Consider the following 14,575-nt stretch of genomic DNA (forward strand, 5'->3'; position numbering starts at 1 on the left):
GATTCGGTGAAACAACGGCGCGGTTTCCTTCTCGGCCGTTGTCCATCGATAACCGAATTCGGTCGGCGGTGTCCCGTCGGTTGCGAAAAGCGGTGGGAAACCGTCGGTGAGCGGTCAGGTGGTCGTGTGCCGGGCGGCCAGTGCGCGGCCCGCGCGTTCGACCAGCACCCGCAGGGTGGCGCCCATGTGCTCGTGCAGCAGCGCCAGTGCCTTCTCCAGGTCCGCCGCGTGGACGCGTTCCATGATCTCGATGTGTTCGGCGATGGACGTCTCGATGCGGCCCTCGACGGTGAAGTCGTACATCCGCACGTGCCGGATGCGCCGGTTCACCCCCACCAGGGTCTCCACCAGCGCCTCGTTGCCCGACGCCGCGAGGAGGGTGGCGTGGTAGCGCTCGTCCTCCAGGACGAAGTCGGGGGTCGGGGGCGGTGGGGCGGCGCGGAGGGCGTACCAGTGCTCCAGTTCGGCCTCCAGCGCCGCCCGGTCGTGGCGGACGGTGGGGTTCTCCACGGACCGGGTGATGCCGCGCAGTTCCACCGCGATGCGGACCTCGTACAGGTCCCGGACGCCGGGCGCGTCCGGGACGACGATCGAGTAGCCGTAGTCCTGGCGCCGCACCAGGCCGTCGGCCATGAGGCGGGTCAGGGCCTCGCGGACGGGGGTCCGGGAGACCCCGAGGGCGCGGGCCAGCTTGGGTTCGGTGAACCGGTCCGCGACCGACCAGCGGGTGCTCAGCACCTCCTCCCGCAGCCGCAGGTACACCTGGTCGCGCAGGGAATCGGTCACGGCCTAGATCGCCATGGCGGTGCGGACGTGCTCGACGGCCCCGGGGCCGCCGTCGCCGGTGGCGGTGACCCGGCCCGCCTCCAGCACGTAGTAGCGGTCGGCGGCGGAGAGGGCGAAGCCGATGTGCTGTTCCACCAGCAGCACCGACAGGCCGCCGCCGGTCGCCAGGGCGCGGATGGTCTCCTCGATCTCGGCGACGACCGACGGTTGGATGCCCTCGGTGGGTTCGTCGAGGACGAGCAGGCGGGGTTGGGTGATCAGCGCCCTGGCGATGGCGAGCTGCTGGCGTTGACCACCCGACAACAGGCCCGCGCGCCTGCCCAGCACCGGCACCAGGGCGGGGAACACCTCCAGGGCGTCGCGGATCAGGCGCTTGCCGTCGCGGCGGGTGTCGGCGACCAGGCGGAGGTTGTCCTCGGCGGTGAGCTGCGGGAAGCACTGCTGGCCCTGCGGCACGTACGCCAGGCCGCGCTTCACCCGCTCGTTCGGCCGCATCCGCGTGACGTCCGCACCGTCCAGCAGGACCTTGCCCGAGGTGGGGCGCAGCAGGCCCGCGGCGGCGCGCAGCAGGGTGGTCTTGCCCGCGCCGTTGTGGCCGGTGACGGCCACCACCGCCTCGGCCGGGACCGCCACGGTGGCGCCGTGGACGACGGTCGTGCGGCCGTAGCCGACGTGGACGTCGATCATCTCCAGCATCACGACCGAACCTCCCCGGTGGTGGCCGCGCGGCCCAGGTAGACCTCTTGCACCCGGGGGTCGGCCTGCACCTCGGCGACCGTCCCCTCGCTGAGCACCCGCCCGGCGTGCAGCACGGTGACCGAGGTGGCGAACGAGCGCATGAAGTCCATGTCGTGCTCGACCACCACCACCGTGCGCTCCGCCCCGATGCGCCGCAGCAGTTGCCCGGTCTCGTCGCGCTCGTGGGCGCTCATGCCCGCGACCGGTTCGTCCAGCAGCAGCACCCGCGCGTTCTGCACCAGCAGCATCCCGATCTCCAGCCACTGCTTCTGCCCGTGCGCGAGCACCCCGGCCTGCTTGTCCCGCAGGTCGCCCAGGCCGATGATCTCCAGCGCCTCCTCGACCTCTTCGGGCACCGAAGACCGTCTGCGCAGCAGCGTCAGCGGGCCGCGACCGGCGCCCGCGGCGATGTCGAGGTTCTGCAGCACGGTCAGCTCCTCGAACACGCTGGCCGTCTGGAAGGTGCGCCCCACACCGAGCCGGGCGATCTTGTGCACCTTCTGGTTCAGGAGCTGGGTCGCGCCGAAGGTGGCCGACCCGGACGCCGCGACCAGGCCGGTGATGGCGTCCACCAGGGTCGTCTTGCCCGCGCCGTTGGGTCCGATGAGGAACCGCAGGTCGCCCTGCAACACCGTCATGGACACGCCGTCGACGGCGACGAACCCGTCGAAGGTGACCCGGACGTCGGTCAGCTCCAGGTAGTCGCCGTTCACGCCGTCTCCTTGCGTCGGTTGAAGAGTGCTCCCACACCCGCGAACCCGCGCGGGAGGAACGCCACCACGAGCACGAACATGGCCCCCTGGAAGTAGGTCCAGAACGACGGGAAGCTCTCCGACAGCGACGTCTGCGCCCACGCCACCGCGATCGCCCCGACGACCGGCCCGAACAGCGTCGACCGCCCGCCGATGGCCACCCCGATCAGGAACGCGATGGACGGCACCACACCCACGCTGGCCGGGGAGATGATCCCGACGATCGGCACGAACAGCGCCCCCGCGATCCCCGCCATGGCCGCGGCCACCACGTACGCCACGATCTTGACGTTGGCCGGGTCGTAGCCGAGGAATCGCACCCGCTCCTCCTGGTCGCGCACCGCGATCAGGAGTTCGCCGTAGCGGGAGCGGTAGAGCTGCCAGACGACCAGCACCATCAGCAGCAGGGTGGCCGAGGCGATGTAGAACAGCATCCGCTTGTTCACCGGGTCGTAGAGGTTGAACCCGAAGAACGACTTGAAGCCGTTGAGCCCGTTGGTGCCGCCGATCGTGGCCTGCTGCCCCACGAGCAGGATCGCGAACGCCGCCGCCAGCGCCTGGGACAGGATCGCGAAGTACGCCCCGCGCACCCGGCGCCGGAAGATCGCCGCACCCAGGCCGAACGCGACCAGCGCCGGGACGGCCACGATGGCGACCACGGTGACGATCGGCGAGCGGAACGGTTCCCACCAGCCGGGGACCTCGCCGCTGCCGTAGAGCTTCATGAAGTCCGGCACCCCGTCCGCCCCCGCGTCGGCGAGCTTGAGGTGCATGGCCATCACGTACGCGCCGAGGCCGAAGAACACCCCCTGCCCCAGCGTCAGCATCCCGCCACGACCCCAGGCCAGGCCGATGCCCACGGCCACGATCGCGTAGCAGACGAACCGGCCCAGCAGCGCCAGCCGGAAGTCCGACAGCACAGCCGGGGCCAGCACCAGCAGCGCCAGGCCGAGGGCGATGAACCCGATGGCCGTGGGCAGCTCGCTCTTGCGTCTGACCCTGGCCTGCGGGGCAGCGGACTCGGTCTTGTCCTTGAGGGTCGTCATGCCAGGCTCCTCGTCCGAATGCTGAAGATGCCCTGCGGCCGGATCTGCAAGAACACGACGACGACCGCGAACACCGCCACCTTCGCGATGCTGGCCGTGGTGGAGTACTCGAACGCCGCCTGGAGGATGCCCAGGCCGAACGCGGCGATCACGGTGCCCTTGATCTGCCCGATGCCGCCCGCGACGACCACCAGGAACGCGTCGACGATGTAGTTGGTGCCCAGGGTCGGGCCGGTGGAGCCGAGCAGGGTCAGCGCCACCCCGGCGATCCCGGCGAGGCCGGAGCCGATGAAGAAGGTGAGCCGGTCGGTGCCCCGGGTGGAGATGCCCGCGGTCTCGGCGAGGTCGCGGTTCTGCACCACACCGCGGATGCGCCTGCCCAGCGGGGTCTTGGTGAGCACCAGCGCCAGCCCGCCGACCGCCACGACCGACAGCACCAGGATGAACAGCCGCGACGCGGGCACCTCCGCCACGCCCAGGTCGACGCTGCCGGAGAGCCAGGACGGCGAGCGGACGTCGACGTTCGGGGCGCCGAACACGTCGCGGGCGACCTGTTGCAGGATCAGCGCGACACCCCAGGTGACCAGGAGCGTGTCCAGCGGCCGGTTGTACATGCGGTGGATGAGGGTCAGCTCCAGCAGCAACCCGAGCAGGCCGCCGATTCCGAATCCGAGGGGGATCGACACCACCAGTGCGATCCCGGCGTCGGCGATGACGCCCTGCACGACGAACGCGGTGTAGGCGCCCGCCATCATGAACTCGCCGTGGGCCATGTTGATCACGCCCATCTGGCCGAAGGTGAGCGCGAGCCCGAGCGCCGCGAGCAGCAGCACCGACCCGAGCGACAGACCCGCGAAGAGCTGTCCGAACAGGGCTTCCATTGCCGGTTTTCCCTTCTGGTGCAGGGGTTGCGCCGGGTCGCGCCCGGGAGCGCGGCCCGGCGGCGGGATCAGCTCGACAGGCCCGCGGCCCAGGGGTAGCCCTTGAGGAAGGGGTCCGGCTCGATCGGCTGCGGCGAACTCCACTCGGTGTGGATCAGGCCGTCGGCGCCCACCTTGCCGATCAGCGCGGTCTTGGCGATGTGGTGGTTCTCGCCGTTGACGGTCACCTTGCCCTCGGGGGCGTCGTGGGCGGTGCCGCCCGCGGCCTTCTTGACGTCGTCGGGGGCGAAGGACTTGGCCTTGTCGACCATCGCCGCCCACAGGAACAGCGAGGTGTAGGAGGCCTCCATCGGGTCGGAGGTGACCCGGTCGGTGCCGTACTTGGCCTTGAACGCCTCGACGAACGCCTTGTTCACCGGCGAGTCCACGGTCTGGTAGTAGTTCCACGCGGTGAGCTGGCCGACGAGGTTGTCGACGCCGACGCCGCCGACCTCCTCCTCGGCGATCGACACCGACACCACCGGCATGGCGTCGGCGGTCAGGCCCGCGTTCTTGTACTCCTTGAAGAACGCCACGTTGGAGTCGCCGTTGAGGGTGTTGAACACCGCCCCGGCGCCCGCGCCCTTGACCTTGTTGACGATCGTGGCGAAGTCGGTGTGCCCGAGCGGGGCGTACTCCTCGCCCTTGACCTCGATGCCGTTGGCCTCGGCGTAGGCGTTGATGATCTTGTTGGCGGTGCGCGGGAAGACGTAGTCCGACCCGACCAGGAAGAGGGACTTGACGCCCTTCTCCTTGAGGTAGTCCAGCGCCGGGACGATCTGCTGGTTGGTGGTGGCGCCGGTGTAGAAGATGTTCGGCGAGGACTCCAGGCCCTCGTACTGCACCGGGTAGAACAGCAGGGCGTTGGCGCCCTCGAACACCGGCAGCATCGCCTTGCGCGAGGAGGAGGTCCAGCCGCCGAACACCGCGGCCACGCAGTCCGAGCTGATGAGCTTGTTGGCCTTCTCGGCGAAGACAGTCGGTTCCGAGGCCCCGTCCTCGGTCACGATCTGGAGCTTCTTGCCGTTGACCCCGCCCTTGGCGTTGATCTGCTCGGCGGCCAGGTTCAGCGAGTCGTTGACCGTCTTCTCGCTGATGGCCATGGTGCCCGACAACGAGTTCAGGAAGCCGATCTTGACGGTGTCACCCGAGGTGTCCACACAGGACGCGCCGGGGCCGGTGGCGGTGTCGCCGGTGCGGCTGCCGCAGGCGGAGGCGCCCAGGGCCGCGATGGACAGCAGGGCGGCGACGCGGACGAGGCGTCCGGGGGGTGTGCGCACAGGGAGGCCTTTCGGGGGTTCGGGAGTTCCGGCGTCCCTGGACGATCGGCGACGAGCGCGGTGTCGAACACCCCACACCTCCCGCGCGACCTGCTGTGTCCAGGACTGTCGACTGGTCTGTGTCCAACCAGTGCCAGCGGGAAAGCTAGGGACGGGGTGTTTCCGCTCCGGCCTCCGCCGGTGACGCGGACGTGTCCCGGTGTTACGGGGACGGCCGATCCCCGGTAACACGACGTGCCGGTGCCCGGGGCGCTCCCCCTGTCAAGGGGCCCCGGGCACCGAAAGGTCCTCAGATCGTCGCGGCCAGCCGGGTTCCCTGGTCGATGGCGCGCTTGGCGTCCAACTCGCCCGCGTGGTCCGCGCCGCCGATGAGGTGGGTGGTGGTGCCCGCCGCGCGCAGGGCCTCGGCGAGGTCGCGCACGGGCTCCTGCCCCGCGCACACCACCACCGTGTCCACGGCCAGGGTGCGCGCCCCGCCGCGGTCCTTGCCGAAGGTGATGTGCAGGCCGTCGTCGTCGATGCGCTCGTAGTTGACCCCGCTGAGCTGCTCGACGCCCTTGGCCTTGAGCGCGGCCCGGTGGACCCAGCCGGTGGTCTTGCCCAGGCTCACCCCGATCCGGCCCGCCTTGCGCTGCAACAGGTAGACCTGGCGGGCGGGCGCGGCCGGGGTGGCTTCCACCAGGCTGCCGGACTCGCCGACACCCCACTCCGCCGCCCACGGGGTGTCGGTGTGCGTCAGGAACTCGCTGACGTCGACGCCGATGCCGCCCGCGCCGATCACCGCCACCCGCGCCCCGACCGGCCTGCCGTGCCGCACGACGTCCACGTAGGACAGCACCGAGGGGTGGTCGATCCCCGGGATCGCGGGCACCCGCGGCGCCACGCCGGTCGCCAGCACCACCTCGTCGTACCCGTCGCCGACCAGCCGCTGTGCGTCCACCCGCGTCGACAGGTGCACCTTGACCCCGGTCAGCTCCAACTGGCGGGTGTAGTAGCGGATGGTCTCGGCGAACTCCTCCTTGCCCGGGATGCGCCGGGCGATGTCGAACTGCCCGCCCACCTCCGCCGCCGCCTCGAACAGGTCGACGTCGTGCCCGCGCCCGCCCAGCGCCACCGCCGCCGACAGCCCCGCCGGGCCGGCGCCCACCACCGCGACCCGCTTGGCGCGGCGGGTGGGGGAGAGCACCAGCACGGTCTCGCGGGCCGCCCGCGGGTTGACCATGCAGCTCGCCTTGCGGTTGGCGAAGACGTGGTCGAGGCAGGCCTGGTTGCAGGCGATGCAGGTGTTGATCTCGTCGTCGCGGCCCTCCGCGGCCTTGCGCACCCACTCCGGGTCGGCCAGGAACGGCCGCGCCATCGACACCAGGTCGGCGTCGCCGCGGGCCAGCACCTCCTCGGCGACCTGCGGCATGTTGATCCGGTTCGAGGTCACCACCGGGATCGACACGTGCGGCTTGAACGCGGCGGTGATCGAGGTGAACGCCGCGCGCGGCACCGAGGTCACGATGGTCGGCACCCTGGCCTCGTGCCAGCCGATCCCGGTGTTGATGATCGTCGCCCCGGCCGCCTCGACCTCCCGGCCCAGGGCGACGACCTCCTCCCAGGTCTGCCCCTCGGGCACGAACTCGGCCATCGACAGCCGGTAGACGATGATGAAGTCCGGCCCCACCGCCGCCCGCGCCCGCCGCACGACCTCCACCGCCAACCGCCGCCGGTTCTCCGGCGACCCGCCCCACCGGTCGGACCGCTTGTTGGTGCGCGGGGCGAGGAACTGGTTGATGAAGTACCCCTCCGACCCCATGATCTCCACCCCGTCGTACCCGGCCTCGCGGGCGAGCACGGTGCAGCGCACGAACGCGTCGACCTGTGCCCGCACGCCCCGGTCGGACAGCGCACGCGGGGTGAACGGGTTGATCGGCGCCTTGATCGCCGACGCGGAGACGCTGAACGGGTGGTAGGCGTACCGGCCCGCGTGCAGCACCTGCAACGCGATCTTGCCGCCCGCCTCGTGCACGGCCCCGGTGACCTCCCGGTGCCTGACCGCCTCCGCCGCGGTGGTCAGCTTCGAGGCGAACGGCGACAGCCGCCCGACCCGGTTCGGGGCGAACCCGCCGGTCACCATCAGGCCGACCCCGCCGCGCGCCCGCTCGGCGAAGTACGCGGCGAGCTTGGGGATGTCCTTGGCCCGGTCTTCCAAGCCGGTGTGCATGGAGCCCATCACGACCCGGTTGCGCAGGGTGGTGAAGCCCAGGTCGAGCGGGGACAGCAGGGTGGGGTACTCGCTCATCGCGCGCCTCTCTCCAGGGCTTGCAACACTTCCGTGCACCACGAGACGAACCCGTGCTCGGCGCTGATCCCCCCGCGCAGCACCAGGTACTGGTGCAGCGCCGGACCGCGCAGCGCGTCGGCGTCGGGGAAGTCGCGGGCCTCGATCCCCCGGTAGACCGCCAGCCGCTCGGCGTGCCGGTCCCGGTGCCGCGCCACCTCCTTGAGCAGCGCGTCCAGGTCGCCGTGCGCGGCGCCGCGGATCTTCACCGCGAGGTCGTCGCGCATCTCCGACGGCTCACCGGGCTCGGCCAGCCACCGGGCCAGCTCGGCCCGCCCGGTGTCGCTGACGGTGTAGACCTTCTTGTCCGGCTTCCCGTCCTGCGGCACGTGCTCGGCGGTGACCCACCCGGCGTCGTCCATCCGCTTGAGCACCCGGTAGATCTGCTGGTGGGTGGCCCGCCAGAAGAACCCGATCGACTTGTCGAAGCGCCGGGTCAGCTCGTACCCGGACCCGACCCGCTCCCCGAGCGACACCAGGATCGCGTGCTCCAGCGCCATGCGCCCGAGGCTACCTATGCAACGAAGTGCAATGCAACTAGTTGCCTAGGTGATCCGCGACGCGCTCCGCGACCGCCCGCGCCAGCACCGGCGGCACCGCGTTCCCGATCTGCCGGGCGATCTCGATCTTCGTCCCGCACCACCGGAAGTCGTCCGGGAAGGTCTGCAACCGCGCCGCCTCCCGGTGCGTGATCGGCCGGTGGTGCTCCGGGTGCAGGTACCGACCTTTCTCCGGCTTGTAGAACTCGGTGCGGATGGTCAACGAGGGCTCGTCCCACCGCATCCGCCCCATGACGTCGGTCGTCCCGGTCTTCTTCTCCCGCCAGCACCGGGGCAGCAGCTCGTCCGGCAGGTCGAACCGCCCACCCCCCGGCGGCACCGCCCGGTACCGCGCCAGCGACAGCGCCGTCGGGTTGCGGCCCAGGTGCAACTCGTCCGCGCGGAAGCACCCGGGCACCCGCCTGCCGAACACCTCGGTCACCCGTTCCGGCAGCGTGGTCGACACGGGCACCTCGGGAAGGTCCGCGATGGCCGTCTTGACCCCGTTCCAGTGCCCCTTCGGGTGCGTGGGCCCCGGCAGCGCGACCGCCCCCACCCGCGACCCGACCACGAACGCCCGCTTGCGCCGCTGCGGCACCCCGAAGTCCGCGGCGAGCAACAACCCCCAGGTCAGGGTGTACCCGCTGGCCGCGGCCTCCCGCGCCAACAACCCGAACTCGGCGGACCCCAGGAACCGGTCGACGTTCTCGATCACGAACACCTTCGGCCGTGCCCGGTGCACGAACCGGAAGTACTCCTTCCACAACGCGTTGCGTGGGTCGTCCACGTCCCGCGACCCGAGGCTGGAGAACCCCTGGCACGGCGGTCCCCCGATGATCACATCCGCCTCCGGGATCTCCCCGACCCCGGCGATGTCACCCCAGTGCACGTGCCCGGCCCCGAAGTTCGCCGCGTAGGTGGCCGCCGCCGCCAGGTCGTGCTCGACCGCCAACACCGGCTCGAAGCCCGAGCGGAACCCCTCGCTCAGCCCACCGCAGCCCGCGAACAGGTCGATCACCGAATACCCCACACCCGTCAGGCTAGCCGGCCCCGCCCCCGCCACCCCGGCTCGCTCGCCGGCGACGCGATTCCGGTCGCCCCGTGGCCGTGGCGGTGACCTGTTTCCACGGACTCGCCTCCGCCCTCCCAGCGGTCGAGGTACGCTCCCGCCGTATGGGTTCCGGGGGGAGGAACGGGCCGCGATGAAGACGCCCGACGAGTGGCTGCGCGATTTCGAGACGCGGGTGGCCGACGCGCGCGAGCGGTCGGTCCGGTTGCAGGAGGGGCTGGCCCAGGCCGACGGCGCGGCGTCCTCGGCGGACGGTGCGATCGCCGTGCGGGTGTCGCCGAACGGGGCGTTGCAGGACATCCGGCTCGGCCAGGCGTGCGCCGGGCGCTCCCCGGAGCGGCTGGCCGCGGAGATCGTGGCCGTCGCCCGCCAGGCCCAGCGCGCCGCCGCGGCCAAGGTCGTCGAGGCGTTCGAGGCCGTCGGCGAGGGCGGGTCCGACACCCTCCGGGTGATCACCGACTACCTGCCGCCGCCCGAGGGCGACGACACCGCCACCCCGCCGCCGTCCCCGCTGGACGACGACGGGGACTTCAGCGACGACTCCATCCTGCGTCGCGGCCGTCGCTGACCTGGGGGTCCGCACATCGTGAGTGAAGAACAGTCCACGACCACCTGGTCCACCGGGGCGGGTGCCGTCGACAGCGTGGCGGGGTTCGTCGACTCGCTGACCGCCGACGCCGAGGGGGAGGGGCCCGACGTCATCGACGCGGCCCTGGGTGGTGCGGGCGCCGTGGTCGACGTGGTGTCGTCGCTGGCCAACCCGCTCTCGGCGGTCGCCTCCGCGGGTGTGGGCTGGCTGCTCGAGCACGTCGACTTCCTGCGCGAGCCGCTGGACGCCCTGCTGGGCGACCCGGACGAGATCAACGCCAACGTCGACCAGCTCAAGCAGGCGGCGCTGGAGATGAAGGTGATCGCCCAGGAGCACCGCGAGGACCTGGGCTCCGCCGCGGACTGGGGCGGCGAGTCCGGCGAGGCGTTCCACGGCAGCATGGACCGGTTGGCCGCCGAGTTCGAGGCCCTGGGCAAGACGATGGACGGCACGGCGGCGATCTACGCGCTGTCGGGGATGCTGGTGTGCGAACTGCGCTCGCTGGTGTTCGGCTGGATCTCCGACCTCATCGGTGAACTGGTCGCAGGCGCCCTCATCGCCGCCGCCTCCGCCGCCCCGACCTTCGGCGGCTCGATCGCCGCCTACGCCGGGTACGCGGGCGTCCGGGGCGCCACCATGGCCACGAAGATCGCGGGCAGGCTGGGCAAGCTCGGCTCGGCCATGGGCCGGATGGGCGGCAGGCTGGCCGAACTGGGCACCAAGATGGACGAACTGGCCAAGGGCCTGGAGCGCTTCGGCACGGTCGCCGAGGTGGGCGGCTACGCCAAGGGCGCCTACGACGCCGCCCAGCCGTACGACGTGCCGCCCCGGCCCTGATGCCGGAACCCGAGGTCCACCCCGTGCCGCCGGTGGACGAGGAGCGGATCGAGGCGACCGCGGCGGCGCCCCCCGGGAGGGGCACGGGGCAGCCGCACGGCAGGCAGCACGTGGTCGGCCTGTACGCCGGGTTCGCCGCCGGTGAGGCCGCCGCGGGTGGCGACGGCACGCTCACCGCGGCCCTGCTGCACGCCACCGACGCACTGGTCCGCGCCGCCGCCGACCGGTCCGACGCCGTCCGCGCGGCCACCGTCGTGCGCCCGCCGGGTTGGCTGGACCCGTTGGCGCCCAAGGCGAACGCGGGCACCGAGGTCGCCGCGGTGCTGGCGGGCGTGGCCGCGGGCGTCGACCGGGACCTGCGCGACGACCTGTGGGTCGACTGGATCAGCGAGGTCGTCGACCGGGTGCTGGCCCGCCCGCGGCAGGCCCTGCGCACGGTCCTCGCCGACCTGCACCCGACGATCGCCGAGCAGCGCGGAACCCCACTGCCGCAGCGGCTTGCCGATTTGTCGACAACCTGGGAGCGGGCCCTGCTGATCGCGACCGGGCTCGGCCACGACCCGGCCGCCGCCCTCGCCGCACCCGACGACCCGCTCACCGGTGCGCTCGTCGGCGCCCTGGTCGGCGCCCGGCACGGCGCACCCGGGATGCCGCCGACCCCGACCCGCGACCTGCTGGAGTGCGTGGCGGACACCGCGCACACGGCGTTCGACCCCGCGCTCGCCCCGATCCCGCACGTCCCCGGGGCGCCGTGGTCGCAGCCGGTCCTGGACCCCGAGTGGGACTGGGTGGCGTTCCCGGACTTCCCCGAGGCCGCCGTCCTCGGGTACACCACGAACCAGGGCTTCCAGTGGAACGCCGCCCACCTGCCCGGTCCACAGTGGATCGGCCTGCCGCGGCCGGAGACGCCCGCGGAGGAGGTCATCGCCTACCACCGCTGCGGCTGGCTCCCCACCACCGACCTGCTGCTGGACACCACCGTCCTGGTCGTCGAGGCGGGCGACCCCGCTGGGCTGCCGGTCCGGGCGTACAGCTCGTGGCGGCGACTGCCCGCGGGCACCCGCGCCTGGCGGGAGGTCCACGTGCGCGTCCTGGTGCGGACCGAGCAGCGGGAAGTCCTGGTCGACGACGCGTACACCGTCGCACCGGGGCACCCGTTCGAGTTCGAAGCCCTGCCCAGCGCGGAATTCACCTCCGCCGAGGTCGACGGCGCCAACCGCGCCGCCCTCGTCGAGCGGCTGACCGCCCTCGGCGCCACCGACCCGGTCCACGCCGCCGGCCGGGCCCGGGAGCAGGCCGGGCCGTGGCTCGACGGCGTGCGCGCCAACGGGTTCTCCCCCACCCACGGCGAGTTCACCCGGATGTGGACCGTGCTCGGCTGGCTCGCCGCCGACCGGCCCGGCTCACCGCCCCCGGGCGCGCGGGCGTGGTGGGACGCGACCGGTGAGCGGGTGTGGGAGGCGCCGACGTTCGGCAAGCACTCACCCCGTGAGCACCCGGACGCGGTGCACGCCTGGCACCGGGTGGTGGGCGCCTACCTGGGGTTCGCCGCGGGGGAGGTCGCCGCGGGCGGTGACGGCACGCTCACCGCCGGGCTGCTGCACGCCACCGACGCCCTGCTGCGCGAACTGGCCGGGAACAACCCCGAGCTGAGCCCGTCCGGCGACGGGACGACCCGCCCGGCCGGGTGGCTGGACCGCTGGGTCGCCCCGGTCGAGCCGGGGGCCGAGGCGGGCGCGCTGGTCGCCGCCGTCGCCTCCGACCTGGGCGCGGTCCTGCTCGGGGACCGGTGGGCACCGGACCTGAGCCCGGTCCTGGAGCGCGCGCTGCACCGGCACGCCCCGGCCACGCACCTGCTGCTGGCCGAGTCCGGCGGGTACGGGCACCTGCTGGACCTGCGCGACCAGCGGCACGTGCCGGTCCACGCGCACCTGCCCGGCCTGGCCCCGCGCGAGCAGGCGCTGCTGATCGCGGCCGTGCTCGGCCACGACCCGGGCGCCGCCCTCGCCGCCGCACCCGACCCGGTCGTCGGGGTGGTCGTCGGCGCGCTGGTCGGCGCCCGCCACGGCGCCCCCGGCCTGCCCCCGGTCGCCGCCGCCGACCTGCTGGAGTGCCTGGCCACCGAGGTCCACGCGGTGCTCGCCCGGGCGCAGCCGTGGACGCCGGGCGTGCCCCCGTCCTGGCCGGACCCGCTCCCGGACGGCGCGGTGGTCGACCCGGAGTGGGACAGCGCGGTGTTCGGCGCGGCACCGGGGGCCGCGGTGCTCGGGTGGCGGCGCGGCGACGACGTCAAGCGCAACCCGGGGTACCTCCCCGGCCCGTCGTGGCACGGCGCCCCGCCCCCGGACACCCTGGGCGACGCGGTGCTGGCCCACCTGGACTGCGGCTGGCTGCCGGACCCCGGCGCGTTCACCGACTTCCCGGTGCTGGTGACCTCGGAGTACCTGTTCGAGGAACTCGGCGGCGCCCGCACCTGGCAGGCCGCCTACACCTCACCCCGGCACTTCCCGCTCGCGGACCGCTCGTGGCGGGAGGTGACCATGCGCGACCTGCTGGCCACCACCGGGGCGGACGGGGTCAAGCTCAACCCGGCCCACGGCGGCCGGTGGTTCGAGGCCACCGGCGGGGGTGGCCGGGCGGAGTCCGTCGAACACCTGCCGTTCCACGACCGGCCGGAGCAGATCGCCGAGATCACCCGCGCCTGCCGGGACCTCGACGCCCCCGACGACGCGCCCGAGGCGATCCGCGCCCACCTGCGCGCCTTCACCGTCGCCGCCCGGGCCCTGGGCCACGACGTCACCGGGGTCGAGTACTGGCAGCTCGCCGCGGTCCTGCCCTGGACCCACAGCGCCCGCACCACGCCCCCGCCCGTGGGCACCCGGACCACCTGGTCCGCCGACGGCGAGCCCGTGCCCGAGGCCCCGACCTTCGGCAAGGTGCCTCGGGTCGACGCGGGCGCGCACCCCCACGCCTGGGACCGGGTGCTCGGCGCGGTGGCGGGCTTCGCCCTCGGGGAGGCGACCGCCGGGGGCGACGGCACGCTGATCGCGGGGCTGCTGCACGACCTGGACACCCTCCGCGCCACCGTGGCCGGACCGCTGCGCCCGGACGGCCGGCTCGACTCGCTGATCCCGCACGCCGAACCGCTCGGCGAGGCGCGGGGCATCGCGGGTGCCGTGGCCGCCACCGCTGACCCGCAATGGTGGTCCGACGGGGTCACCCAGGTCTTCCGGGCGTTGTTCGCCAAGCGCCTGCCCGCGCCCGCCCTGCACCAGGTCCTCGCCGAACAGGGCCGGTACGGCCACCTCCTGGTCCTGCGCGGCCACCGGGAGACGCCGGTCGCCGAGCAGGTGGGGTGGCAGGGGCTGTGCTGGCACGGCGCGCTGCTGGTCGTCCTGCGCCTCGGCCACGACCCGGCCGCCGCCCTCGCCGCCGCGGGCGACCCGATCACCGCCGCCCTCGCCGGTGCCCTGCTCGGCGCCCGCCACGGCCTGCCCGGCCTGCCCGGGGAACCGCCGCACCGGGACCTCCTGGAGCAGGTCACCCTCGACGCGTACACCGCGTTCGGACCTGTGAACTCCGACTCAGTCGCGCACAGGGTGAATCCCGGCAGCGCGAGCGCCATGTAACGCACCCCCGGGGTGAAAGTCATCCGGGCGTAACGCGCGCTCCTTAACTTTCGGTGGCAGGCGG

The 14,575-nt window shown here is 73.0% G+C and carries 12 protein-coding genes; 3 read left to right on the forward strand and 9 right to left on the reverse strand.

The window, feature by feature from the left end; translation table 11 throughout:
- Positions 1–114: 114 nt before the first annotated feature.
- The 9 genes from UO65_RS22690 to UO65_RS22730 all read right to left on the reverse strand — a co-directional run bounded on the left by UO65_RS22690 (position 115) and on the right by UO65_RS22730 (position 9,417).
- Entirely contained in the window at positions 115–786 is a 672-nt protein-coding gene (locus UO65_RS22690; protein ID WP_035286089.1) for a GntR family transcriptional regulator, read from the reverse strand.
- A gap of 3 nt (positions 787–789) precedes the next feature.
- Positions 790–1,482 (reverse strand): ATP-binding cassette domain-containing protein, encoded by a 693-nt coding sequence (locus tag UO65_RS22695; protein WP_035286115.1) that lies wholly within the window; start codon positions 1,480–1,482, stop codon positions 790–792.
- Positions 1,482–2,237: an urea ABC transporter ATP-binding protein UrtD gene (urtD, locus tag UO65_RS22700; RefSeq protein WP_035286090.1), complete on the reverse strand. Its 756-nt coding sequence runs from the start codon at positions 2,235–2,237 to the stop codon at positions 1,482–1,484. Before urtD ends, UO65_RS22695 begins: the two co-directional genes overlap by 1 nt.
- Positions 2,234–3,322, reverse strand: a complete 1,089-nt coding sequence (urtC, locus tag UO65_RS22705) for an urea ABC transporter permease subunit UrtC (protein WP_084176134.1) — start codon at positions 3,320–3,322, stop codon at positions 2,234–2,236. The genes urtD and urtC overlap by 4 nt, the downstream gene beginning before the upstream one ends.
- Complete coding sequence (urtB, locus tag UO65_RS22710) at positions 3,319–4,203, reverse strand: urea ABC transporter permease subunit UrtB (RefSeq protein ID WP_035286091.1); 885 nt, start codon at positions 4,201–4,203, stop codon at positions 3,319–3,321. The genes urtC and urtB overlap by 4 nt, the downstream gene beginning before the upstream one ends.
- A gap of 68 nt (positions 4,204–4,271) precedes the next feature.
- Positions 4,272–5,522: an urea ABC transporter substrate-binding protein gene (urtA, locus tag UO65_RS22715; protein WP_035286092.1), complete on the reverse strand. Its 1,251-nt coding sequence runs from the start codon at positions 5,520–5,522 to the stop codon at positions 4,272–4,274.
- A 289-nt stretch (positions 5,523–5,811) separates the two neighbouring features.
- Positions 5,812–7,809 (reverse strand): NADPH-dependent 2,4-dienoyl-CoA reductase, encoded by a 1,998-nt coding sequence (locus tag UO65_RS22720; protein WP_035286093.1) that lies wholly within the window; start codon positions 7,807–7,809, stop codon positions 5,812–5,814.
- Positions 7,806–8,348, reverse strand: coding sequence for a PadR family transcriptional regulator (locus tag UO65_RS22725; RefSeq protein WP_035286094.1), 543 nt, complete (start codon positions 8,346–8,348; stop codon positions 7,806–7,808). The genes UO65_RS22720 and UO65_RS22725 overlap by 4 nt, the downstream gene beginning before the upstream one ends.
- Before the next feature lie 37 nt (positions 8,349–8,385).
- Entirely contained in the window at positions 8,386–9,417 is a 1,032-nt protein-coding gene (locus UO65_RS22730) for a DNA cytosine methyltransferase (protein ID WP_035286095.1), read from the reverse strand.
- A 172-nt stretch (positions 9,418–9,589) separates the two neighbouring features.
- Here UO65_RS22730 and UO65_RS22735 point away from each other — a divergent pair, with 172 nt between their 5' ends.
- From UO65_RS22735 to UO65_RS22745, 3 genes are read left to right on the forward strand one after another with little or no spacing between them, the layout of a single operon-like run.
- Complete coding sequence (locus tag UO65_RS22735; RefSeq protein WP_052021604.1) at positions 9,590–10,024, forward strand: YbaB/EbfC family nucleoid-associated protein; 435 nt, start codon at positions 9,590–9,592, stop codon at positions 10,022–10,024.
- 18 nt (positions 10,025–10,042) lie between these two features.
- Positions 10,043–10,882 carry a WXG100 family type VII secretion target gene (locus UO65_RS22740; protein ID WP_052021606.1) on the forward strand — a complete coding sequence of 280 codons (840 nt, stop codon included), beginning with the start codon at positions 10,043–10,045 and terminating at the stop codon, positions 10,880–10,882.
- Positions 10,882–14,511: a hypothetical protein gene (locus UO65_RS22745; protein ID WP_035286096.1), complete on the forward strand. Its 3,630-nt coding sequence runs from the start codon at positions 10,882–10,884 to the stop codon at positions 14,509–14,511. Before UO65_RS22740 ends, UO65_RS22745 begins: the two co-directional genes overlap by 1 nt.
- Positions 14,512–14,575 lie beyond the last annotated feature (64 nt).

Origin of the sequence: Actinokineospora spheciospongiae, assembly GCF_000564855.1 — a bacterium.
Taxonomy (GTDB): domain Bacteria; phylum Actinomycetota; class Actinomycetes; order Mycobacteriales; family Pseudonocardiaceae; genus Actinokineospora; species Actinokineospora spheciospongiae.

What these genes read in the sequence shown, in the direction of transcription:
- UO65_RS22695 (WP_035286115.1), bottom strand. Translation starts at nt 1,482, where the DNA reads ATGCTGGAGATGATCGACGTCCACGTCGGCTACGGCCGCACGACCGTC.
- urtC (WP_084176134.1), bottom strand. Translation starts at nt 3,322, where the DNA reads ATGACGACCCTCAAGGACAAGACCGAGTCCGCTGCCCCGCAGGCCAGG.
- urtB (WP_035286091.1), bottom strand. Translation starts at nt 4,203, where the DNA reads ATGGAAGCCCTGTTCGGACAGCTCTTCGCGGGTCTGTCGCTCGGGTCG.
- UO65_RS22720 (WP_035286093.1), bottom strand. Translation starts at nt 7,809, where the DNA reads ATGAGCGAGTACCCCACCCTGCTGTCCCCGCTCGACCTGGGCTTCACC.
- UO65_RS22725 (WP_035286094.1), bottom strand. Translation starts at nt 8,348, where the DNA reads ATGGCGCTGGAGCACGCGATCCTGGTGTCGCTCGGGGAGCGGGTCGGG.
- UO65_RS22735 (WP_052021604.1), top strand. Translation starts at nt 9,590, where the DNA reads ATGAAGACGCCCGACGAGTGGCTGCGCGATTTCGAGACGCGGGTGGCC.
- UO65_RS22745 (WP_035286096.1), top strand. Translation starts at nt 10,882, where the DNA reads ATGCCGGAACCCGAGGTCCACCCCGTGCCGCCGGTGGACGAGGAGCGG.